Source organism: Paraburkholderia sp. J11-2, assembly GCF_905220185.1.
Lineage (GTDB): Bacteria > Pseudomonadota > Gammaproteobacteria > Burkholderiales > Burkholderiaceae > Paraburkholderia.
The window spans coordinates 121,504-144,029 of the sequence record NZ_CAJMYY010000018.1 but is presented as its reverse complement, the minus strand read 5'-3'; the positions used below and the strand labels follow the sequence as shown (position 1 = coordinate 144,029).

The window sequence follows — 22,526 nt, the reverse complement described above, 5'->3', positions numbered from 1 at the left end:
GCGAGACGCGATGTCTGGCGCGAATGTGGCCGCAGCAGCGTCAGCTTTCAGTGCGCCTGCATCTTCGAGAACAGATTCAGCACGACCACGCCGGCCACGATGAGGCCGAGCCCGAGCACGGCCGGCAGATCGGGCACCTGCCGATAGAGCGCCATCGCCACCAGCGTGATGAGCACGATGCCCACGCCCGACCACACCGCGTAGACGATGCCGACGGGCAAACTGCGCAAGGTGAGCGAGAGCCCATAGAACGCGATGCCATACCCCACCACGACGATCGCCGAGGGCACGAGCCGCGTGAAACCATCCGAAGCGCGCAGTGCAGAAGTGGCGATGACTTCCGCGACGATCGCGATGACGAGCCAGGTCCAGGCTGAGAGTGCGGGAAAGCGCATCGTTTTAGACCTTCGCGAGCGCGAGTTGCGCATAGTCGACGTCGAGTTGCGCACAAAGCGCCTCGACCACCAGTTCATGATCGGCGCGCTGTGGCAGCCCCGAGACGGTGACCGAGCCGATCACGCCCGCGCCCGCGACCGTAAGCGGGAACGAGCCGCCATGCGGTGCGAAATCGGTGATGGGCAAGCCGTGCTTGTCGGCGAGCGTCGTGCCGGTTTGCTGCATGCGCAAGCCGATCGCATAGGAGCTGCGCCGAAAGTGCTCGACCACGCGCGACTTGCGGCGCACCCAGTCGGCGTTGTCGGGCGTGGCGCCGTCGAGCGCGCAGAAAAAGAGCTGCTGGCCGAACGTGCGCACGTCGATGGCGACGGGCACCGCGCGGGCACGCGCAAGTTCATGCAGATGCGAGCCGAGCTGCCAGGCGCGATCGGCGTCGAAACGGGGAAACACCAGCGCGTGCTCCTGCGCGGCTATCGATTGCAGGTCGAGGGGAATGTCCATGGAAGAAGCGTGTGAAGCGCGGTGCGCATGAAGAACCAAGGCGCAGCGTGAACGTTGCGCCGACCGAGCCCCGATTCTATCCTGACGGCCTCGCAAGCCATGGCACGTGCGCCCCGCAAACATTTTGCAAACGCGTGGAAAGGCGACCGTCATTTGTTGTTGCAACGCGGCGCGAACTGTCATATAATCTTTTCTTCGACGGACGCGGGGTGGAGCAGTCTGGCAGCTCGTCGGGCTCATAACCCGAAGGTCGTAGGTTCAAATCCTACCCCCGCAACCAGCAGAATTCGAAAGGGTTACAGGTCATCGGCCTGTAACCCTTTTTCCGTTTACCGCCTTCGCAGCGCGACCTTCAAGGCACGCACTCCAAAGCGCGATCCTCACGAGGTGGCATTCTTGCCATTTCCCTGCGAGCACATGAGCGACGATCTGAGCGGTGATAAACTCGCATCACCCATCCCCCTATCGTGCCCATGAAATTCTGCTCGACTTGCGGTCAGGCGGTCAGCCTGCTCATTCCGCCCGGCGACAATCGCGAACGCTACGTCTGCTCACACTGCGGCACCATTCACTATCAGAATCCGCGCAACGTGGTCGGCACGGTTCCGGTCTGGGAAGACAAGGTGCTGTTGTGCCGCCGCGCCATCGAGCCGCGCTACGGCTACTGGACGCTGCCCGCCGGCTTCATGGAGATGGGCGAGACGACCGCCGAAGCCGCGGCGCGCGAAACGCTGGAAGAAGCCGGCGCGCGCGTCGAGGTGCAGAACCTCTTTTCACTCCTGAACGTGCCGCGCGTGCACCAGGTGCATCTGTTCTATCTCGCGCGCCTGCTCGACCTCGATATCGCAGCCGGTGAAGAAAGCCTCGAAGTGCGGCTATTCGAAGAGCACGAGATTCCCTGGGACGAGATTGCGTTCCCAACGGTCGGGCAGACGCTGCGCTGTTTCTTCGCCGATCGCCAGTCCGGCAGCTTCGGGCTGCACACCGGCGACGTCCTGCGCTCGCTGCGCGACGGCTGACTGTTCTTCCGACTGCGCCCGCGACGATGGTCCCCTGGCTTTCGCCCGACGAACCGTTTCCCGCCGTCGAGCGCGCGCTCGGCGCGTCGAGCGGCGCGCCGGGCCTGCTCGCCGCCAGCGCCGATCTGCTGCCCTCGCGCCTCATCGACGCCTACCGGCGCGGCATCTTCCCGTGGTATTCCGACGGCCAGCCGGTGCTCTGGTGGAGCCCCGACCCGCGCATGATCCTGCGTCCCGACGAGTTCAAGGTCTCGCCTTCGTTAAAGAAGACGCTCAAGCGCGTGCTGCGTGAGGACACGTGGGAAATTCGCGTCGACAACAATTTCGCAGCGGTCATGCGTGCGTGCGCGAATGCGCCGCGGCACGGCCAGCGCGGCACCTGGATCACAGGCGACGTCATCGACGCCTACTCGACCCTGCACCGCATCGGCGATGCGCACAGCATCGAAGCCTGGTTCGGCGGCGAGCGCGTGGGCGGGCTCTACGGCGTGGCGCTCGGCACGATGTTCTTCGGCGAATCGATGTTCGCCTCCGTCACCGACGCCTCGAAGATCGCGCTCGCGGCGCTCGTCGCGCATCTGCGCCGCCACGGCGTCGAATTGATCGATTGCCAGCAGAACACCGCGCATCTCGCCTCGCTCGGCGGGCGCGAAATCTCGCGCAAGGCATTCATCGCCCATGTGCGCACGCATGTGAACGCCGCGCCGATTCCGTGGAAATTCGACAAAGGCGTGCTCGCCGATCTGCTCGGCGGTCGAGGCACGCCCGACGCGTTTCTGCCCGCTGCGTGAATGGCCGGCGAGCCGCAAATGAGTGGCATATGAGCGGCGCGGGACGCCCGCGTGCGCGCTTGCTACAGCCAGCGCAATTCGATGGATACATGTTCGGCGTCAATGTTAGACTGAATAGAGAACCCGTCGCCGCGTGATCTGGCAAGGCTTACGCGCGCGCCACGCGACGATCCGAACTGCTACGAGAGCTGCCAACGTGACGCATCCAAACGAGCTGCCGCTTTCACCGCTTTCCGCGCTGCAATTCTATGCAACGGCGCCCTACCCCTGCAGTTACCTGGAGGGGCGCATCGCGCGCTCGCAGGTGGCAACGCCCAGTCATCTCATCAACTCCGACGTCTATACCGATCTCGTGAAGGCCGGCTTCCGGCGCTCGGGCGTGTTCACCTATCGCCCCTACTGCGACGGTTGCCGCGCGTGCGTGCCGGTGCGTGTGCCAGTCGAGCGCTTCACGCCGAACCGCACGCAGCGCCGCGCCTGGAAGCGCCATGACGCGCTCGTCGCCACCGTCGCGCCGCTGCACTACGACGAGTCGCACTACGCGCTCTACATGCGCTATCAGTCGGCGCGCCACGCGGGCGGCGGCATGGACCGCGACAGCCGCGACCAGTACGAGCAGTTCCTGCTGCAAAGCCGGATCAATTCACGCCTCGTCGAATTCCGCGAGCCGAACCCCGCGCACCCGGACGAGCCCGGCACGCTGTGCATGGTGAGCATGATCGACATCCTCGGCGACGGACTCTCCTCGGTCTACACGTTCTTCGACCCCGATACGCTCCACACGAGCTACGGCACGTACAACATCCTCTGGCAGATCGAGCAGGCCCGCAGCCTTCAGCTGCCTTACGTGTACCTCGGCTACTGGATCCGCGAGAGCCCGAAAATGGCGTACAAGGCGCGCTTCCAGCCGCTCGAAGGCCTCTTCGACGGTGCATGGGCCGCACTCACGCCCGAAGCCTGAGCCCCCGGCACATCGCCCCGGGCTCGCGTTGCCGGTAAAATAGCGGGTTCCCATTTTCCGGCGCCCGCGCCTTCTTCCCGTGTTCAGCACCCTTTATCCGTTCGTCCGCGACCAGCTCTTTCGCATGGACGCCGAAGACGCCCACCACCTCTCCCTGCGCATGATCGGCGCCGCGGGCCGCACCGGCATGGCCGGCCTGCTCGCGCCGCGCGTGCCCGATTCGCCGCGCACCGTCATGGGCCTCACCTTCCGCAATCCTGTGGGCCTCGCCGCAGGCCTCGACAAGGAAGGCGCCGCGATCGACGGTTTCGCCGCGCTCGGCTTCGGCTTCATCGAGGTGGGCACGGTCACGCCGCGCCCGCAGCCCGGCAATCCGCGTCCGCGCATTTTCCGGCTGCCGCAGGCGGGGGGCATCATCAACCGCATGGGGTTCAACAATCACGGCGTCGAGCAGTTCGTGAAGAACGTGCAGGCCGCGCGCTATCGCGGCATCCTCGGCCTGAACATCGGCAAGAACGCCGACACGCCGATCGAGCGCGCCGCCGAGGACTATCTCTTCTGCCTCGAGCGCGTCTACCCGTTCGCGAGCTACGTGACGATCAATATCTCGTCGCCGAACACGAAGAACCTGCGCCAGCTACAAGGCGGCGGCGAACTCGACGCGCTCCTCGCGGCGCTCAAGGACAAACAGCAGCGCCTGGCCGACATGCACGGCAAGCTCGTGCCGCTCGCGCTCAAGATCGCCCCCGATCTCGACGACGAGCAGGTCAAGGAAATCGCCGACACGCTCCTGCGCCACAAGATCGAAGGCGTGATCGCGACCAACACCACGCTCTCGCGCACGGCGGTGGAAGGCATGCCGAATGCGAACGAAACCGGCGGCCTCTCGGGACGCCCGGTATTCGACGCCTCGAACAACGTGATCCGCAAGCTGCGCGCCGAGCTGGGCGGCGACGTGCCGATCATCGGCGTGGGCGGCATTTTTTCGGGCGACGACGCGCGCGAGAAGATCGCAGCCGGCGCCTCGCTCGTGCAGATCTATACGGGCTTCATCTATCGCGGTCCGGCGCTCGTCGCCGAATGTGCGCGGGCGCTGGCCTCGGGCCGCGCCTGAAGCTATAGTGGCAGGCTAGTCATGGCGCATCGGAGGCGCTGTGCACTAGCACTAGAATCGCAGCAGCAGAACAAGAGGAAAACATGAAAGCCGGTTTGCTGAAAAAACTCCTTGCACTTGCAATCGTTGGCGCATCGTTCGTCGCAGCGAGCGCCCACGCCGACGACCTGCTCGATCAGGCCAAGGCGCGCGGCACGCTGCGCATCGGTCTCGAAGGCACGTTCCCCCCGTTCAATTCGAAGGCGCCGAGCGGCGAGCTGGTCGGCTATGACGTCGACATCGCCAAGGCTGTGGCCGCGAAAATGGGCCTCAAGCCCGAATTCGTCACGACCGAATGGAGCGGCATCATCGCGGGCCTGCAGGCAGGCAAGTTCGACGTGATCGTGAACCAGGTCGGCGTGACCGACCAGCGCAAGGCGGTGCTCGACTTCTCGCCGGCGTACACGTACTCAGCCGCGCAGCTCATCCAGCGCAAGGACGACACGCGCCAGTTCAAGACGCTCGAAGACCTGAAGGGCAAGAAGCTCGGCGTCGGTCTCGGCACGAACTACATGGACATGGCCAAGTCGGTGCCGGGCATCGACGTGAAGACCTATCCGGGCGCGCCCGAGTATTTGCGCGACCTCGCAGCGAACCGTCTCGACGCGGCGCTCAACGACCGCCTGATGCTCGCTTACCTGCTGAAGAACTCGCAGCTGCCGCTGCGCACGGGCGCGATCGTCGGCAACGGCAACCCGTCGGCTATCCCGTTCAAGAAGGGCAATCCGAAGTTCGCCAAGGCGATCGACGACGCGATGACGCAGCTCGAAGCCGACGGCACTTTCACGAAGATCTCGGACAAGTGGTTCGGCATCGACGTGACCAAGCCGATCACGCAATGATCCTGAGGGACGCTCAGTCCGGCTGACGCGAAGGGCGGCATCGCACGATGCCGCCCTTCGCACATGTGCGTCCATTGCAAAACGCGCCACTCCACCTCGTTACCTACGCCCATGCCCATCTATACGCTCATCATCCAGTCGCTGCCGGTGCTCGCACAGGGCGCGGTGCTGACGGTCAAGTTCGCCGTGCTTTCGATGATCTTCGGGCTCATCGGCGGCGCCGTGCTCGCGCTCATGGGCATCAGCTCGAACCGCCCGCTCGTGTTCATCGCGCGTGTGTACGTGAGCCTGATGCGCGGCACGCCGCTGCTCGTGCAGATCTTCGTCATTTACTACGGATTGCCGAGCATCGGTATTTCGCTCGATCCGACGCCCGCGGGCGTGATCGCGCTTTCCGCGAACGTGGCGGCGTATCTCTCGGAGAGCATGCGTGGCGCGATTCTCGGCATACACAGCGGGCAGTGGCTCGCGGCTTACAGCCTTGGCCTTTCGCGCACCCAGACGCTGCGCTACGTGATCGCGCCGCAGGCGCTTCGCATCGCCGTGCCGAGTCTCTCGAACAGCCTCATCAGTCTCATCAAGGACACGTCGCTCGTTTCGGTCATCACCGTGACGGAGCTGCTGCGCAGTGCGCAGGAAATCATCGCTTCGACGTATCAACCGCTGCCGCTCTATCTCGCGGCGGCCGCCATTTACTGGGTGCTCTGCCAGGTGCTCGAATGGGTGCAGCACTGGTACGAAAAACGCCTCGCGCTGCCTTCACGTCACTGATACCAGGCGCGTTTCAAACACGGCCCGCACGAGCGGGCCGTTTTGTTTTCAGGCGGCTTCCTGACGCGTCATTCGCAGGGGAAACGCAGTCCGAGCGCCGCGCGCGCGGCGTCGGCCATCGCGAGCATGCGGCGCGAAGTGTCGTGCGTCATCACCGGGCTTTCGAGCGCGCCCGCGCGCAGCAATTCGCAGAAGTGCGCAGTCTCGTAGTTGAGGCCGCCGCCCTCGAACGGCTCGTCGAGCTCGACGACGCGGCCATCCACATAACGCACCGTCGCACGCGCCGGATTCCACCAGTTCGCGTGGATCGTCACGTTGCCGAGCGGCCCCGCGAGCAGCGCGTCGCCATAGCCGTGCAGATCGAGCCCGCAGAACAGCTGCGCAATGCCGCGCTCATGCTGGCAGTTCAGGCTCGCGAAGGTGTCCACGCCTGTCGAGCCGAGGCGCCCGACCGTCTGCACCTCACGCGGCGCGCCGAGCCAGTCGACCGCGAGAAACATCTCGTACACGCCGATATCGAGCAGCGCCCCGCCCGCTTGCTCGAATGAAAGCGAAGGATGGTCGGTGGGCACACTGGCCACTGAACAGCCCGCGCGCACGAGTCCGACCGGACCGATGGGATCGGCATCGAGTTGCGCGCGCAACTTTCGATAGAGGGGGTAGAACGGCGGTTTCATCGCCTCCATGAAGAGGCGCTGCGCGCGGCGCGCCGCGTCGAGCACACGTTCGAGCTGCGCGCCGTTCACGGTGGCGGGTTTTTCGCACAGCACGGGCAGCCCCGCTTCGAGCGCGGCAATCGCGTAGTGGGCGTGAGTATCCTGCATCGTGGCGATATACACGGCGTCGATGCCGCTTGCGAAGAGCGCATCCACGCTCTCGCACGCCTTCGCGCCGCAGGTGGCGGCAAGCGCCTGAGCAGTCGTTGCGCGGCGCGACCAGACCGCTTCGACGCGCGCGTGCGCGACGCGCGCGTGCGCGACGTGCGCGACGCCCTGCGCGAAGCGGTGCGCAATGCGGCCCGCGCCGACGATGCCCCAACGTATCGTTTGTGTTTCGCTCATGTGCTGCGTGCTCCGGCTGTGAAGTCGAGGGCCGCCGCGCGGTGTACGTAACGTACGACACACGCGGCGCACCCAAAGACACGCACGATACCGGCCCGCGCAGCGCGCCGCAATGCGCTCGCATCAATCCGCGCGCAGCAAGCGCATTGATGTGAGCGAATCGACGCTGCCAACGGCCTTAGCGCTGCTCCAACGCCTCGGGCGCGAGCGCGCGAGTGAGTTCGTCGGCGGTGTATTCGATCATCGCGAGCGCGGCCGCTTCGGCCTCTTTCGGCGCACGCCGCTCGATTGCCTCGACGATGCGCCCATGCGCCGCTACGACATTGTTCCAGCCGCCGTCACGCGTGTTGAGAATCGGATTCACGAGCGAGAGTGCGCCGCGAATGATCGCCGCCATCTGCTGATAAAACTGATTCCCGCTCGCCGCGAGGATGCGCGTGTGCAGAAGAGCGTCGGCAGTCTGGAAATTCGGATCGTCGGTGCTCGTCTGGCGCAGGACCTCGAACGCCTCGCGAATGCCCGCAATGTCCGCCGCGCTCGCGCGCGTGGCGGCGAGTGCGCACGCCGCCGGTTCGATCAGGCCGCGAAATTCGATCACGTCGCGCAAAAACGTCTTGTCCGGTTTCGACCGGAAACGCCAGTTCACGACGTCCTCGTCGATCATGCGCCAGTCGCGCATGGGCCGGATGCGCGTGCCTATCTTCGGCCGCACGTCGAGCATGTGGCGCGCGAGCAGCATGGAGAGCGCCTCGCGCATGACCGTGCGGCTCACGTCGAACTCCTTTGACAGGATGTCCTGCGGAGGCAGCACTGCGCCGTAGCGCTCCTCGACGATGCCTGAAATCAGCCCGTCCATCACCTTGCTGACGAGCGAGCGTTCCTTGTTCCCCAGTTCCATGACCCTACCCCCCCGATGTGGACGTTATCGCCCATGTTTGCCGGATACTGCGCGGGCCCTCGTGCGTCGTCGAACTTAGGTGTTACGTTGCCATGCGTTTCGCATAATTCGCCAGCCAGGATATCTCCTGACATGATGCTTGCGCGCATGCGCATTGTTCGTATGTACGCGTGTTACGTCGGCCCTTGCGCTGCTCTTTTTGTAAGGCGATCGTATGGACCGCCCACTTACTTCAATCAACGCGCTTTCAATCTGCTTTTGAATCCGCTTCCGGATCGATCGGCATTCCCTGGCTGTGCATATGCAGCGATGCCGGCGTGCATGTTTCTTCTGCGTACGCTTTTCGCACGCTGACCCACGTCGTGCTTTTCAACGCTGCACTCGTTCAACGTTGTATCCGCCCATACTCATCGTCAAAGCGGACGATGTCGTCCTCGCCCAGATAACCGCCCGACTGCACCTCGATGATCTCGAGCGGCGTCTTGCCGGGATTCTCCAGCCGGTGCTTCACACCGAGCGGAATGTAGGTCGATTCGTTTTCCGAAAGCAGGAAAATTTCCTCGCCGCGCGTGACACGTGCCGTGCCACGCACCACGGTCCAGTGCTCCGCGCGGTGGTGATGCATCTGCAGCGACAGCCGCCCGCCCGGCTTCACGACGATGCGCTTGACCTGGAAGCGCTCGCCCTGATCGAGCGAGTCGTAGCAGCCCCACGGCCGCTCCACACGCCGGTGATGCTGCGCAACCGCGCTGCGCTCCTGCCTGAGCTTGCCGACGATCGCCTTCACGTCCTGCACCCGATCCCTCGCCGCGACGAGGACTGCGTCGGCCGTCTCGACCACCACCACGCCGTGCACGCCCACGCAGGCAACGAGCCGTCCGTCCGAGTGTGCGAACGTGTCAGTCACGTCTTCGAACATCACACGGCCGCGCGCCACGTTGCCGCTTGCGTCCTTGTTCGATACCTGCCACACCGCGTCCCATGCGCCGACATCGGACCAGCCGGCCACGAGCGGCACGACCACGCCCGCGAGCCGCGCGTCCGCGCCGAGCGACTCCATCACCGCGTAGTCGATCGAATCGGACGGGCAGGCGGCGAGCGCCGCCGCATCGAGATGCACGGTGCCGTCGGCATCAACTGCGGCCGCCTCGAACGCCGCCGCGCATTGCGCCGCGATGGCCGGCCGGCAATGCGCGATCGCGGCGAGCCAAACCGATGCGCGCACCACGAAAATGCCGCTATTCCAGAGGTAATCGCCCGAGGCCACGTAACTCGCCGCGAGTTCGGCGCCCGGTTTTTCCACGAAACGCTCGATCACGCGCGCGCCGCTGGCGCCGAGCGCCGCCCCCGCGCCGATGTACCCGTAACCGGTTTCCGCGCGCTGCGGCGGCACGCCCAGCGTGACGATCGCGCCCCGCGCCGCGTAGCCCACCGCTTCTTCGAGCGCGGCGGCAAACGCCGCGCGATCGGCGATCAGGTGGTCGGCCGGCATGGCGATGAGCACCGGGTCGCTGTCGCACACGCCACCGGCGCCGTTGCTGGCCAGTGCCGCCTCGTGCCCGGCGCGCGCCGCCAGCGCCGCCACCGTGAGGGCCGGCGCCGTGTTGCGCGCGACCGGCTCGAGCACGACCCGCGCGGGCATACCGCTGCGGCCGAGCCGGTCGACGGTCATGAGCCGCAACTCCTCGCTGCTCACAACAACAGGCGCGGCCTTGCGGATTGCGTCGCCCGCCTGGGCGTACACGCCGTCGAGCCGCCGCACGGTGGCTTCGAGCAGCGACTCGCCGTCGAGCAGATCGATCAGCTGTTTCGGACAATGCTCGCGCGAGAGCGGCCAAAGCCGCGTGCCCGAGCCCCCGGCCAGCAACACGGGCTGAACGATGAGCGCGACTTCGGGTTCATTGGCTGCCGCGATCAAGCCGGCTGGCGTCACGAGCTGGTTCATACAGTGAGCTCCCCGTTGAAATACGTCGGGTCACGTCGACGAACGCCGCGCCTGCCTGCCGGCGGGCTCGCCCGAAGCGTCACGCGCCTCCCGGACCTCTCAGGCCTCACGCATTCATGAGACCTTTTCCGGACCCCATTGGAGCAAACCTCGGCATGCCAATCTGTACGCATACCCACACTGATCGCATGCGCCCGGCCAAGCGCGCGGCAAAGCGGCTCACACGTGAGGTTTCAACACCGAACGCTTTTCCGCCGGCTACGTCTGCGTTGCAACAGAACTGAATCAAAAACACTTGTTTTTTGGCCTGGGGCACGCGTCGCCCCGAATGCATGTTTCACGCAGGAGCCATTTCTGAATGCCCCTGTTACCGAGGTAAATAACTCAATTGAATCATCAACTTGCGGCTTTCAAAAATGCGATGCGCGGTGCCTCGATGCGCAAAGTCGCCGTACAAAACTGAAACAAAAATGCTGCGTTATGCCGCGCTGCCGCATGGCCAACACTCGCTTAGCCGCTTGAATGCGTGCTTTCGCACCAACTGGCACACACCCTGCTAAAGAGAGATCACCGCAAAGACGCGAGACGCGGACAAGCGATACCGCGCACACAAGCGCACGCGAGTGGGACCGGGCAGGACAGAGCGGGGACGCAGTAACAAGCGCAGTAACAAGCGCAGGAAAAACGCAGAAAGAAGTGCAGGAACAAGCAGGAAAGAGCACGAACAAGCGGGACTATGGGGCCGGCACGACGAACGCAAAAGCCGCACGGGAAACGGCAAACAACAACGAGTTCGGCGTACGGAATCAAAAAACAGGAGGCGGCTCGCGCCGCTTCGCACGAGGACCAGTCATGTTAACCCTTCAATCCGATCTTCACGGCAACCATTTGCTGGGCGCCCTCCCGTCGCATGAATGGCAGGCTCTCGCCCCGCACCTCGAACTCGTTCATCTGCGCACCGAGCAGTTGATCTGCGATTCGGGCCAGCGCATTCATCACGTGTACTTTCCGACTACGGCGATCGTCTCGCTGCTCTCGACGATGGAAGACGGCAGTTCGGTCGAAATCGCAGCGGTCGGCCGCGAGGGCATGACGGGCGTGCCCGTGCTCACCGGCGGCGAAACGATGCCGAACCGCGTGCAGGTGCAATGCGCGGGCTTCGCTTATCGCATGAGCGCGCAAGCCCTCAAGCAGCAGTTCGCGCGCTCGGACTTCCTGCGCCGCCTCATGCTGCTCTATATGCACGCGCTGCTCACGCAGGTCGCACAGACCGCCGCGTGCAATCGTCACCATTCGCTCAACAAGCAGTTGTGCCGCTGGCTGCTGATCGAAGTGGACCGCGTGGCTTCCAACGATCTCAACGTCACGCAGCAACTGATTGCCGACATGCTCGGCGTGCGCCGCGAAGGCATTACCGAAGCGGCCGGCAAGCTGCATGACGAAGGCCTGATCCACCACAGCCGCGGTCATATCCGTGTGCTCGACCGCGAAGGTCTCGAAGCCCGCGCCTGCGAGTGCTATGGCCTCGTGCGCCGCGAATTCGACCGGCTTCTGCCGCGCCTGCACCAGGCGGAAACGGTCGAGTGAGTACGTAGTCGTCGCGCGCTCGCGGTTCGCGCCGCGAGTTCGCTTGCGAGTCGTCCCCGAACAAAGCGTGCCCTGGCGGCACGCTTTTGCGCGCCTGTTCGCTTTGCCTGCGCTTTCGCGGAACCGTTCACGCAAATTCGCAGACACCGAGAGCATACAGGATACCGAATCAATTATGTCTTTCCGCTTGAGCTGGAGAGAACAGGCGCGCGCCCTCTTCTCTTCAGCCTCGCGCGATTCAATGAGCCGAAGGCACGAGCGCCTGCGCAAGCGGCAACGCAGGCAAGTGCTCGCGTTCGCGCACGAACGGGTCGGTCGGCTCCTGCAGCTTCGGATCCGGGCTCGTGTCGGCGTTGCGCAATTGCACGGGCGCGCCATCGTTCTTCGCGACCTTGCGATTGTCGCCGCACGGATGATCGGTGAGCGCGGCCGCCTCGCGAAAGTCGTCTTCCTGACACATGATGTTGAACGCAATGTCCTTGCGGTCCATGCGCCACGCCACGGCCGCATTCAGGCGCTTGTTGCAGTCCATGTCCTTGATGGTGCCCGCGGCCGTCGCGCCCACGCCCACCACCGACACCGCAGCAGAAATACTGCCCCAGCAGGTCTCGGTCACCGAGGCCGTCAAGGCCGGCGCATAGACCGTGGGCGTCGTGCGCACATCGTAAGAACCGTGATACGTCACGTCTGACGCGCCGCCGCTCGGCAGTACCACGGTATTGGAGACGGTGCTCGTCTGGCTCGACGTGGACGTGGTCCCCGACGTCATCGTCGGCGTGGTTTGCGCCCACGCGGCGCCTGCGAACAGCAACACCCCGGCAACGGCGATTTTTTGTTTCAGCTTGCTCATTCTTCTCTCCGTGAACGGAAAAGGGGGCAGCGCCCCCTCTCCGACGCGCTAGTGAACGGCTGACCCGTTCGGATTACCAGTGCATACCGCCCGTGAGCGAACCCGAACCGCCCGCCGCGACGATGCCGACGCCGCCGTCCGCATTGGCCGTGCCGCTGCCGTTCGCCGTTGCGTTCGACGTAAAGCCCGAGCCGCCGTAGCTGCCGCTCGAACCGTTGAACGACGTGTTGATCACCGACGAATTGAAGTTCTGCGAACCCGACTGCGTCGCGCTCGTGAAGCCGAGCGTCGACGAATTCTGGTTCGTGGTCGTCGTGCCGGTCTGGCCGACGTAGCCGTTAGCCGTCTGGCCGTAGGTTTGCGAGTTGCCGTTTTGCGCCGTGTAGCTCGAACCGAACGTGAGGCTCGCGTTCGAGAAGGACTGATTGCCTTGCGACACCGTGGCGTCGATATGGCCCGGCACCGTCAGCGCCGAGGTGAAGCTGCCGTTGACCGACGACGTCGAGTTCGACGTGAGCGCCGAAGCGCCAAAGCCGACGCCCGCTGCGCCCACCGCCGACGTGGTGGAGGACGACGGCGCGCCCACACCGCCGGCACCGCCTGCAAATGCGGCAGCCGAACCGAGAGAGAGCATGGCGGCGAGCGAAATGGCCTGAATCTTCTTCATGATTGTGGTCTTCCTGATAAAACAGGGGAGCGTTGGATGAATGCGCGCGCACTCCCCCTGATAGCGCGGGCGCATTTAACACGATTTCAATTGCAATGCTTATAAAATCACTGCATTTACGACGCGCGAATATCCCCGCGAGCCACCCGATATCGGGAGGACCGTTTAAACCGGAATTACCAGATTAATAATCGCGCGCAGAACGCCCTTACGTGTTTTCGTAAATCAGGCGATCATGCAGAATTGAAAATCCGGAGAACAGAAAGAAATGCCCCGCAAGACTCCGCACCTTCACGGACCCTATTGCATAGCAGTCCGACACAAGTTGCTCAACACCTGCTGTTGTCATTATTACCCCGCGTACCGCCCGACAGAAACCCTCGGGCCGCTGCGCATTTTCGCGCGCCGCCCTTCCCCTGCCCGGTTGCTTTCGACGTCTCTTTTAGCGAACTGCTTGCATAACATCGCCGGACGGTGAATTTATAACTCAGACAGTAAGACTATTGCTACGCCATTCGCATGTTTTATGTGCGGTTCTCAACGTAGTAAATAGACATGTCCTTGAATATGGGGATTTTCTTTCAAAACCAATTGAAAGGCTTCAAATAGATGCACGCACAACCAGATACAGAAAATCGCTTTCTTTTAATGATTAATCGCGATGTTCGGTTCGGCAGGCCACGCAGACCTGCCAGAAAAAAGAGCGGCAACGCACAGGCAAAAGCAGACTAATGCCGGTGGAACGTGCCGCTCGCGCGAGACCGCTCAGGCCTTGCGGTATTCGATACGCTCGACGCCGGTTTCACCGCCAAGGAGGCAGAGGTCCGCGCCGCGGGCGGCGAACAGACCCACCGTCACCACGCCCGGCCAGGCGTTGACAAGCGCTTCAAGCGTGCGCGGATCGCTGATGCGCAAGCCCTTCACGTCGAGAATCTCGTTGCCGTTGTCGGTGATAAAGGGCGAACCGTCCTTCTGCACGCGCAACACCGGCACGCCGCCGAGCGCCGTCACGCGACGGCCGATGGCGGTGCGCGCCATCGGCACGACTTCGATGGGCAGCGGGAACTGGCCGAGCACGTCGACACGCTTGCTCGCATCGGCGATGCAGACGAACACGTCCGACACCGAAGCGACGATTTTCTCGCGCGTGAGCGCGCCGCCGCCGCCCTTGATCATGGCGCCTGCGCCGTCGATTTCGTCGGCGCCGTCCACGTACACGGGCAGCGATTCGATCTCGTTGAGGTCGAAAATCTTGAAGCCGTGCGCTTCGAGGCGCGCGGTGGTCGCAACCGAGCTCGACACGGCGCCGCGGTAGCGGCCCTTGCTGGCCGCGAGGGCGTCAATGAAGCAGTTCGCGGTGGAGCCCGTGCCGACGCCGATTACGGCGCCTTCCGGCACGTTTGCATTGACATAGTCGGCGGCGGCCTGGCCGACCAGTTGCTTGAGTTCGTCTTGAGTCATGGGAGTACAGCCCGAGGAGGAGAAAAACGCGGAATTCGCATAGTTTACCGGAGATGCGGGCACGGGCTGCCCGCACTCACAGGATCGCGCGCTGGGCAACGCGCGATCGGCCGGCGATCAGCGCGCAGCCGAGCGTTGGCGCACCGCCTCGAACAGGCACACGCCCGAAGCGACCGAAACGTTCAGGCTCTCGACCGTGCCCGCCATCGGAATCTGCATGACTTCGTCGCAGGTTTCGCGCGTGAGGCGGCGCATACCTTCGCCTTCGGCGCCCAGCACGAGCGCAACGGGGCCGTCGAGCTTTGTCTCGTAGAGGCTCGCGCTCGCGTCGCCGGCGGTGCCCACCACCCACACGCCCGCGTCCTTGAGTTCGCGCAGCGCACGCGCCAGGTTCGTCACGGTGATGTAGGGCACGGTGTCGGCGGCGCCGCTCGCCACCTTCGCGGCCGTGGCGTTCAGACCCACGGCGCGGTCGCGCGGGGCGATCACGGCGTGCGCGCCGGCCGCATCGGCCACACGCAGGCAGGCGCCGAGATTGTGCGGATCGGTCACGCCGTCGAGCACGAGCAACAGCGGCGATCCCTGGATGCCGTCGAGCAGTTCCGCGAGGTTCTGCGCAAGCGCCAGATCGTGCACGCGGGCCACGACGCCCTGATGGCGCTCCGTGTGCGCGAGACCCCAGAGGCGCGTTTCGTCGGCTGCGATCACGCGCGCGCCCGCTTCCTTCGCGGTGTGCAGGAAATCCTGCATGCGGCGGTCGCGGCGCGTCGGATCGTAGTAGACATCCTCGACCGTGGACGCGTCGTGCCGCAAGCGTGCGATCACCGCATGAAACCCGTAAAGAACCTTGAGACGTGACATGACTGAGACAACCCCTGATGAACGTTTTGCGGCGCAAACAACGCGCCGCCAGCAACGAAAGTCAGCCGGCCGCGTCGTGCGGTCCGGCATCTGCAAACCGCGCGCCTGTGTGGCAACTCCCGACGCGGCATGCAAGTGAAAAAACCGGGCACGCGCACGACGGCGCGGCCCGGATACATAACGGCGGCGGAGCGCATCTGGCGCCCCGCACGGCGCTCAACGCTTCTTGCGCGGCGCCTGCTTCTTGGGCGTGGACTTCACGGCCGAGCGCTTCTTCGCGGTCTTGGCGGCACCGCGCGCCGCGCGTGCTTCCTTCACCGCCACGCTTGGCGCCGGCGCGGCCTTTCTCTGGCGCGCCATGTCGCCGCCCGGCAGCGCACGCACGCGCGGACCGCCATCCACACCGCCCTTGTCGACCGGCATCGGCCGGTTGCCGCCCGGCTTCACGGGCGTATCGCGCACGAGGCGGAAGTCGATCTTGCGCGCATCGAGATCCACGCGGCTCACCTGCACGCGCACACGATCCGATAGACGGTAGCGAATGCCGGTGCGCTCGCCGCGCAGTTCGTTCTTGATCTCGTCGTACTGGAAGTAATCCGAGCCCAGTTCCGTCACGTGCACGAGACCTTCGATGAAGAGCGCATCGAGCTGAACGAAAATGCCGAACGACGTCACGCCGCTCACCATCCCGCCGTACTCTTCGCCGAGCTTGTCGCGCATGAAGTAGCACTTGAGCCAGGCTTCGACGTCGCGCGAGGCTTCGTCAGCGCGGCGCTCGTTCGCCGAGCAGTGCAGGCCCAGCTCTTCCCAGATTGCCGTGTTGGCACCGCGGGCGCGCTTGCCGCGCTTCTCTTCGTCTTCGGCTTGCAGCGCGCGGGCGCGCGGCGAAAGCGCGGTATTGAGTTCGACGCCCTCGGGCGCCTGCGGCTGATACTTCTTGCCCTGCAGGATCGCGTAGATCGCGCGGTGCGTGAGCAGGTCGGGATAGCGGCGAATCGGGCTCGTAAAGTGCGCGTAAGCCTCGTAGGCAAGCCCGAAGTGACCGATATTGTCCGGGCTGTACACGGCCTGCTGCATCGAGCGCAGCAGCATGGTCTGCAGCATCTGCGCGTCGGGCCGGTCGCGGATGTGCGCCATCAGCGCCGCGTAATCGCTCGCGTGCGGCGTGTCGCCGCCGCCGAGCGAAAGGCCCATGCCACGCAGGAAGGTGCGCAGGTTCTCGAGCTTTTCGGCCGTCGGTCCCGCGTGCACGCGGTACAGGCCCGGGTGCTTGTGGCGCTTCATGAAGTCCGCCGCGCACACGTTGGCCGCGAGCATGCACTCTTCGATCAGCTTGTGCGCGTCGTTGCGCTGGCGTGGCACGATCTGCTCGATCTTGCCCTGCGCATTGCAGACGATATACGTCTCGGTCGTGTCGAAATCGATCGCACCGCGCTTCTGGCGCGCGGCGAACAGCGACTTGTACACGCCATAGAGATTCTGCAGCTGCGGCAGCAGCGCCGCGCGGCGCGTCGCCTCGGGCCCCTTGGTGTTGGTGAGCACCGCCGCGACTTCGGTATACGTGAGCCGCGCCGCCGAGTGCATGACGCCCGGATAGAACTGGTACGCCTTGATCTCGCCGCGCGCGGTGATCACCATGTCGCACACGAGCACGCAGCGATCGACGTGCGGATTGAGCGAACAGAGCCCGTTCGAGAGCTTCTCGGGCAGCATCGGAATCACGCGGCGCGGGAAGTACACCGACGTGCTGCGCTCGATGGCGTCCACATCGAGACCGCTGCCGGGCAGCACGTAATGCGAGACGTCGGCGATGGCGACGATCAGGCGGAAGCCCTCGCCCTTACCGACCTGCATCGGCTCGCAATACACGGCGTCGTCGAAGTCGCGTGCGTCTTCGCCGTCGATGGTGACGAGCGGCACGTCGCGCAAGTCCACGCGATAGCGGATGTCCGAGGGACGCACGGCGTCGGGCAGCTTCGCGGCTTCGTCGAGCGCGGGCTTGCTGAATTCGTGCGGCACGCCGTACTTGCGCACGGCGATCTCGATCTCCATGCCCGGATCGTCGATATCGCCGAGCACTTCCAACACGCGGCCAAGCGGCTGCGAGTGGCGGCTGGGGAAATCGGTGAGTTCGACGACCACGACCTGGCCGACCTTGGCTTTCTTGGGATTCTGCGTGACGAGAATGTCGTGGCCGATGCGCTTGTCTTCCGGCGCGACGATCAGCGCACCGTTCTCGTTGAGCAGGCGCCCAATCACGCTGCGGTTCGCACGGTCGGTGACTTCGACGATATGCCCTTCCGGCCGCCCGCGCCGGTCATAGCCGACAATGCGCGCGAGCACGCGGTCGTTGTGCATGACCTTCTGCATTTCGCCTTGCGGCAGGAACAGATCGTCCTGCCCGTCGTCGCGCACGAGGAAGCCGTAGCCGTCGCGATGCCCCTGCACGCGCCCGGCGACGAAATTCGAAGGATGCGCGAGCTGGTAGTGGCCGCGCGAATCGAGCCGGATCTGCCCGTCGCGCTCCATGGCGGCGAGGCGCCTGAAGAACCCTTCACGCTCCTGGCGCTTGATGGCGAGCGCCTCGGCGATATCGTTCGCGGTGCACGGCGAGTCGCTGGTCCGCAGCACGCCAAGAATCTCTTCGCGGCTGGGAATCGGGTACGGATATTTGCTCAAGGGCTTGTCGATGGTTGTTCTCGTTGCGTGGACGTCGGATTTTGCGCGGCCCGAATGTGCAGTACATGCGGGCGGCGCCCCGTCTTCGAGTGCTGCAATCTGCCGGCCCGTACGTGGACTGCCTGACCGCTCGCACTGCGTGCGCCACGCTGCACGCAGCACCTGAACCCCGTACTTGTGCCGGCGGAACTTCTGCGAGGCATTCTAACACCCGCATCGCACCCTACGAGCCGTGGGAGCGGCCTCACAGCGCGATCGGACGGCCACGCCACGCGCCCGGCAACGCTCGCGCAGCCGCGCTTGATTGCCTCTCACAAAACGCTTGACAGGCGTTCTGGGCCCGCTATAATTTCGGTCTTTGCTGCACAACACGTTGAACAGCAAACGACACCTTGCCCAGGTGGCGGAATTGGTAGACGCACCAGGTTCAGGTCCTGGCGGTGGCAACACTGTGGAGGTTCGAGTCCTCTCTTGGGCACCAGATTCAAAAGGCCGGCTTCATGCCGGCCTTTTTCATTTCCAGAGCAGCAGTGAGTACAACTGCCCCGCTATCGCGTCAATCGCAGCAGCCGCGTTCCCGAGATGAAGTTTTTTTGAAAAGATCTATTGACAGGTACGCTAAATCGCGTCATAATTTCCTTCTAGCTTGAAGACGTGCCCAGGTGGCGGAATTGGTAGACGCACTAGGTTCAGGTCCTAGCGGTGGCAACACTGTGGAGGTTCGAGTCCTCTCCTGGGCACCACGTCTCATCAAGCAGAACTAGCAGCACACAGGATTCATCAAAAAAGCCCGCAATTTGCGGGCTTTTTTGTTTTCCAGCTTCCATTTTGCTGCGGCGAACCTACTGGAGGCACGACTCGATATATTTCATGGTATACATTGCCGGGAGCCGTGGATAAGCTGATCGAGGAATACAGAATGGAATTCGTTGTCGTCGCTGCGATCATCGCCGTCAGCTTTGGCGCCGCGGCGACCTGGCTGCTCGCAACCCGGTTGCCGGAGCGTTGGCTCGACAAGAGCGCCAGCGAAGGCCGTTATGCGCATCTCGGGCTGGACAGCGAGCGAGCCGCCGAAACGGACCCGCGTCGCGAGCAGACCCGCGTCGATATGCGGCGCGTACGGCGCGCACGCGTGCGCGCGCGACTCCAGGGCGCGGCACGCATGATGCGGGCGTTGCGCGCCGCGACCGCTCGCCACGATCACGACCGCACCGCCCGCCCGTAACGCTCAGGCGCGACATCCACCGCGCTTACTCGTGCGACCCCAGCGGTGAAGGGATGAACGCCGAATCGGCAACCTTCGCCTCCTCTGCCGACTGAAAGATCCAGCGCCGGCGCATGGGCTGCAAGATCACCTTCGCGCTCACGCCCGCGATCATCGCGACACAAGCGACCATATCGAACACCATGTTCCAGCCGCCGTGGAGCGCGAGCAGCGTAGCGACGGGTACGAGCAGCGCCGCGGTCCCCTTCGCGGTGTAAAGCGTGCCTGCGTTGCCAGCCGCGTATTTCGCGCCGAACGTGTCGGCGCAGGTCGCCGGGAAGTTCGAGAAGATGTCGCCGTAAAACAGGAACACGAGCCCCGAGAAAAGCACGAAGAGATAGGGGTCGTGGCCAAACGCCCGCAAGCCCAGCAGCGCGAGCCCCTCGCCGAGAAACGTGATGAACATCGTATTCTCGCGGCCGATGCGATCCGAAATGAGCCCGCACAGCGGCCGCGTAAAGCCGTTGCAGAGATTGTTGATCGAGAGCGTCATCGTGAGCAGCGGCAGCGTCGCGGCCACGAGCGTAACCGGCATCGAGGCAAAGCCGTAGCTCTTCGCGATCGGGCCGATCTGCGCCGTCGCGATAATGCCGCCCGCGGCCACGCACACGAACATCGCGTACATCACCCAGAATACGGGCGCACGAACCATCTGCTTTGTCGTGTAGTCGGTTTTCGTCGCCACGATGCGCTTCATGCCGGCTGCGTGCGCCGGCGGCTTCGGGCGCACCATGACGAGGGCGAGCGCCATGATGCACGCACCCTGCAGGAGTCCGAAGAACACGAACGCGCGCTCATAGCCCGAATGCTGGATCATGTTCGAAATCGGAATGACCGTGAGCGCCGCGCCCGCGCCGAAGCCCGCCGCTGTCATGCCGGCAGCGAGGCCACGGCGGTCGGGAAACCATTTGAGCGCGGTGCCAACGCACGTGCCGTACACGCAGCCCGCACCGATGCCCGAGATCACCGCCGCGACGTAGAGCACCGGCAGCGCGGGCGCCCACGCATCGAGCACCCAGCCGAGCGCCACGCAGCACGCACCGCCCATCACCACGGGGCGCGGGCCAAAGCGATCGACCAGCCAGCCCTCCACGGGCACGAGCCAGGTTTCCGTCACGATGAAAATGGAGAAGGCGAGCTGGATCGCAGCCTGCCCCCAGTGATGCCGTGCGTCCATTGGCACGACGAAGAGCGTCCACGCGTACTGCAGGTTCGCCACGAGCCCCATGCAGAGAATGCCCGCCACGAGCTGCACCCAGCGGTTGTGCCACCGGGACGTGTAGCCGCCTTCGATACGATCGGTGTGTACCACGTTGTCTGTCTCCATCCGTAGTGATTGCCCGCGGGATTTGCGCCATCGCCTCTTTCCCGCGTTACAGCCGGCGCGGCAGATGTTCGTTCGCCGCGCCTGACGTTGAATGTCACGCCGCTTCGAGCTGCCGCAGCAACGCGTCGACGCTGCCCTTCGCATCGCCAAACAGCATTCGTGTGTTGTCCTTATAGAAGAGCGGATTGTCCACGCCCGCATAACCCGTCGCCATGCTGCGCTTGGAGACGACCACGGTGCGCGCCTTCCACACCTCCAGCACCGGCATGCCGGCGATCGGGCTACCCGCATCCTCCTGCGCGCCCGGGTTGACGATATCGTTCGCGCCGATCACGAGTACGACGTCGGTGCTCGTGAAGTCTTCGTTGATCTCGTCCATTTCGAGCACGATGTCGTACGGCACTTTCGCTTCCGCGAGCAGCACGTTCATGTGGCCCGGCAAACGCCCCGCAACCGGGTGAATGCCGAAACGCACACGTATGCCGAGCGCACGCAAGCGCCGCGTGATCTCGCTGATGGTGCCCTGCGCCTGCGCCACCGCCATGCCATAGCCCGGCACGATCACGACCTCCTGAGCGTCGCGCAGGAGCGACCCCACTTCGTCCACGGTGGTCGCTACGACCTCACCTTCCGGTGTCGCGCTGGCCGTGGCGCTCACGGCGCCAAAGCCGCCGAGGATCACCGAAACAAAGCTGCGATTCATCGCGCGGCACATGATGTAGCTGAGAATCGCACCGCTCGATCCCACCAGCGCACCCGTCGTGACGAGCAGATCGTTATCGAGCATGAAGCCCGTTGCCGCTGCCGCCCAGCCCGAATAGCTGTTGAGCATCGAGACCACCACGGGCATGTCCGCGCCGCCGATCGCCATCACGAGATGCACGCCGAGCGCCGCCGCCAGCACGCACATGACGATGAGCGCGTACAGCGCGTCGCCACCATCAGGAGCACTGACGAAGCGATACCCGATCGCGATGCACGCGCCCAGCACCACTGCGTTGAGCAAATGCCGCGCGGGCAGCACGAGCGGCTTGCCGCTCACCGTGCCCTGCAGCTTCAGGAACGCGATAATCGAGCCGCTGAACGTGACCGTGCCGATGAACGCGCCGACATAGATCTCGGTGTCGTGAATCGCACGCTCGACGCCGCTCATCGCGGCCTGGGGCGAGAGAAAGTTCGCGAAGGCGATCAGCGTGGCCGCGAGGCCGACGAAGCTGTGCAGCACCGCGACGAGCTGCGGCATCTGCGTCATCTCCACGCGGCGCGCAAGAATCGCGCCGAGCCCACCACCAACCAGCGCGGCGACGAGCGCGATCTGCAGGCCCGCGCCACCGGTGACGAGCAGCGTGGCGAGCACGGCGATCACCATGCCGGTCACGCCATACAGGTTGCCGCGCCGCGCACTCGCGGGATGACTCAGCCCGCGCAGGCTGAGAATGAAGAGCGTTGCCGCGCCGAGCCACGCCATGTTGCCGATTCCATTGAGCATGAC

20 protein-coding genes and 3 tRNA genes are annotated in these 22,526 nt (G+C 64.5%); 11 read left to right on the top strand and 12 right to left on the bottom strand.

Annotated elements, in window-relative coordinates:
• Positions 1-47 precede the first annotated feature (47 nt).
• Complete coding sequence (locus U5A57_RS24805; RefSeq protein WP_158757954.1) at positions 48-395, bottom strand: DMT family transporter; 348 nt, start codon at positions 393-395, stop codon at positions 48-50.
• A 4-nt stretch (positions 396-399) separates the two neighbouring features.
• Positions 400-897 carry a heme-degrading domain-containing protein gene (locus U5A57_RS24800; protein WP_321914273.1) on the bottom strand — a complete coding sequence of 166 codons (498 nt, stop codon included), beginning with the start codon at positions 895-897 and terminating at the stop codon, positions 400-402.
• 203 nt (positions 898-1,100) lie between these two features.
• Between U5A57_RS24800 and U5A57_RS24795 the strand changes: the two genes are divergently transcribed.
• From U5A57_RS24795 to U5A57_RS24765, 7 genes are all read left to right on the top strand, one after another.
• Positions 1,101-1,177: transfer RNA gene (locus U5A57_RS24795), tRNA-Met, on the top strand.
• A 193-nt stretch (positions 1,178-1,370) separates the two neighbouring features.
• Positions 1,371-1,916 carry an NUDIX hydrolase gene (locus tag U5A57_RS24790; protein WP_321914272.1) on the top strand — a complete coding sequence of 182 codons (546 nt, stop codon included), beginning with the start codon at positions 1,371-1,373 and terminating at the stop codon, positions 1,914-1,916.
• Positions 1,917-1,942: 26 nt separating this feature from the next.
• Positions 1,943-2,707, top strand: a complete 765-nt coding sequence (aat, locus tag U5A57_RS24785) for a leucyl/phenylalanyl-tRNA--protein transferase (protein ID WP_321914271.1) — start codon at positions 1,943-1,945, stop codon at positions 2,705-2,707.
• Between the two features lie 196 nt (positions 2,708-2,903).
• The gene (locus U5A57_RS24780; RefSeq protein ID WP_321914270.1) at positions 2,904-3,668 is read left to right on the top strand and encodes an arginyltransferase; all 765 of its coding nucleotides are present in this window, start codon (positions 2,904-2,906) and stop codon (positions 3,666-3,668) included.
• A gap of 79 nt (positions 3,669-3,747) precedes the next feature.
• Entirely contained in the window at positions 3,748-4,782 is a 1,035-nt protein-coding gene (locus U5A57_RS24775) for a quinone-dependent dihydroorotate dehydrogenase (RefSeq protein ID WP_321914269.1), read from the top strand.
• An 83-nt stretch (positions 4,783-4,865) separates the two neighbouring features.
• Positions 4,866-5,663, top strand: a complete 798-nt coding sequence (locus U5A57_RS24770) for a transporter substrate-binding domain-containing protein (RefSeq protein ID WP_321914268.1) — start codon at positions 4,866-4,868, stop codon at positions 5,661-5,663.
• Positions 5,664-5,774: 111 nt separating this feature from the next.
• Entirely contained in the window at positions 5,775-6,434 is a 660-nt protein-coding gene (locus U5A57_RS24765; protein WP_158757960.1) for an amino acid ABC transporter permease, read from the top strand.
• A gap of 68 nt (positions 6,435-6,502) precedes the next feature.
• Here the strand turns inward: U5A57_RS24765 and U5A57_RS24760 are convergent, their stop codons facing one another.
• From U5A57_RS24760 to U5A57_RS24750, 3 genes are all read right to left on the bottom strand, one after another.
• Positions 6,503-7,495, bottom strand: a complete 993-nt coding sequence (locus U5A57_RS24760; RefSeq protein ID WP_321914267.1) for a Gfo/Idh/MocA family oxidoreductase — start codon at positions 7,493-7,495, stop codon at positions 6,503-6,505.
• Positions 7,496-7,673: 178 nt separating this feature from the next.
• A complete protein-coding gene (locus U5A57_RS24755; protein ID WP_321914266.1) occupies positions 7,674-8,393 on the bottom strand; it encodes a FadR/GntR family transcriptional regulator in 720 nt (239 codons plus the stop codon).
• A 385-nt stretch (positions 8,394-8,778) separates the two neighbouring features.
• Positions 8,779-10,338, bottom strand: a complete 1,560-nt coding sequence (locus U5A57_RS24750) for a mannose-1-phosphate guanylyltransferase/mannose-6-phosphate isomerase (protein WP_321914265.1) — start codon at positions 10,336-10,338, stop codon at positions 8,779-8,781.
• Positions 10,339-11,190: 852 nt separating this feature from the next.
• Between U5A57_RS24750 and U5A57_RS24745 the strand changes: the two genes are divergently transcribed.
• The gene (locus U5A57_RS24745) at positions 11,191-11,925 is read left to right on the top strand and encodes a Crp/Fnr family transcriptional regulator (RefSeq protein ID WP_321914264.1); all 735 of its coding nucleotides are present in this window, start codon (positions 11,191-11,193) and stop codon (positions 11,923-11,925) included.
• 238 nt (positions 11,926-12,163) lie between these two features.
• Here U5A57_RS24745 and U5A57_RS24740 read toward each other — a convergent pair whose 3' ends face one another.
• The 5 genes from U5A57_RS24740 to rnr all read right to left on the bottom strand — a co-directional run bounded on the left by U5A57_RS24740 (position 12,164) and on the right by rnr (position 18,443).
• The gene (locus tag U5A57_RS24740; protein WP_321914263.1) at positions 12,164-12,775 is read right to left on the bottom strand and encodes a hypothetical protein; all 612 of its coding nucleotides are present in this window, start codon (positions 12,773-12,775) and stop codon (positions 12,164-12,166) included.
• A 73-nt stretch (positions 12,776-12,848) separates the two neighbouring features.
• Positions 12,849-13,442: a hypothetical protein gene (locus tag U5A57_RS24735; RefSeq protein ID WP_321914262.1), complete on the bottom strand. Its 594-nt coding sequence runs from the start codon at positions 13,440-13,442 to the stop codon at positions 12,849-12,851.
• A gap of 765 nt (positions 13,443-14,207) precedes the next feature.
• Positions 14,208-14,903, bottom strand: a complete 696-nt coding sequence (rpiA, locus tag U5A57_RS24730) for a ribose-5-phosphate isomerase RpiA (protein ID WP_321914261.1) — start codon at positions 14,901-14,903, stop codon at positions 14,208-14,210.
• Positions 14,904-15,020: 117 nt separating this feature from the next.
• Positions 15,021-15,764: a 23S rRNA (guanosine(2251)-2'-O)-methyltransferase RlmB gene (gene rlmB, locus U5A57_RS24725; RefSeq protein WP_321914260.1), complete on the bottom strand. Its 744-nt coding sequence runs from the start codon at positions 15,762-15,764 to the stop codon at positions 15,021-15,023.
• A gap of 216 nt (positions 15,765-15,980) precedes the next feature.
• Positions 15,981-18,443, bottom strand: coding sequence for a ribonuclease R (gene rnr, locus U5A57_RS24720; protein ID WP_321914259.1), 2,463 nt, complete (start codon positions 18,441-18,443; stop codon positions 15,981-15,983).
• 394 nt (positions 18,444-18,837) lie between these two features.
• On the opposite strand from rnr, the gene U5A57_RS24715 reads away from it, so the two are divergent.
• The 3 genes from U5A57_RS24715 to U5A57_RS24705 all read left to right on the top strand — a co-directional run bounded on the left by U5A57_RS24715 (position 18,838) and on the right by U5A57_RS24705 (position 19,668).
• Positions 18,838-18,924 (top strand) — tRNA-Leu (locus tag U5A57_RS24715).
• 175 nt (positions 18,925-19,099) lie between these two features.
• Positions 19,100-19,186: transfer RNA gene (locus U5A57_RS24710), tRNA-Leu, on the top strand.
• A gap of 176 nt (positions 19,187-19,362) precedes the next feature.
• On the top strand, positions 19,363-19,668 hold the full coding sequence (locus U5A57_RS24705) for a hypothetical protein (protein ID WP_321914258.1): 306 nt from the start codon (positions 19,363-19,365) through the stop codon (positions 19,666-19,668).
• Positions 19,669-19,693: 25 nt separating this feature from the next.
• Here the strand turns inward: U5A57_RS24705 and oxlT are convergent, their stop codons facing one another.
• A complete protein-coding gene (oxlT, locus tag U5A57_RS24700) occupies positions 19,694-21,034 on the bottom strand; it encodes an oxalate/formate MFS antiporter (protein ID WP_415774656.1) in 1,341 nt (446 codons plus the stop codon).
• 94 nt (positions 21,035-21,128) lie between these two features.
• Positions 21,129-22,523 (bottom strand): NAD(P)(+) transhydrogenase (Re/Si-specific) subunit beta, encoded by a 1,395-nt coding sequence (locus tag U5A57_RS24695; protein WP_321914256.1) that lies wholly within the window; start codon positions 22,521-22,523, stop codon positions 21,129-21,131.
• Positions 22,524-22,526: the final 3 nt, after the last annotated feature.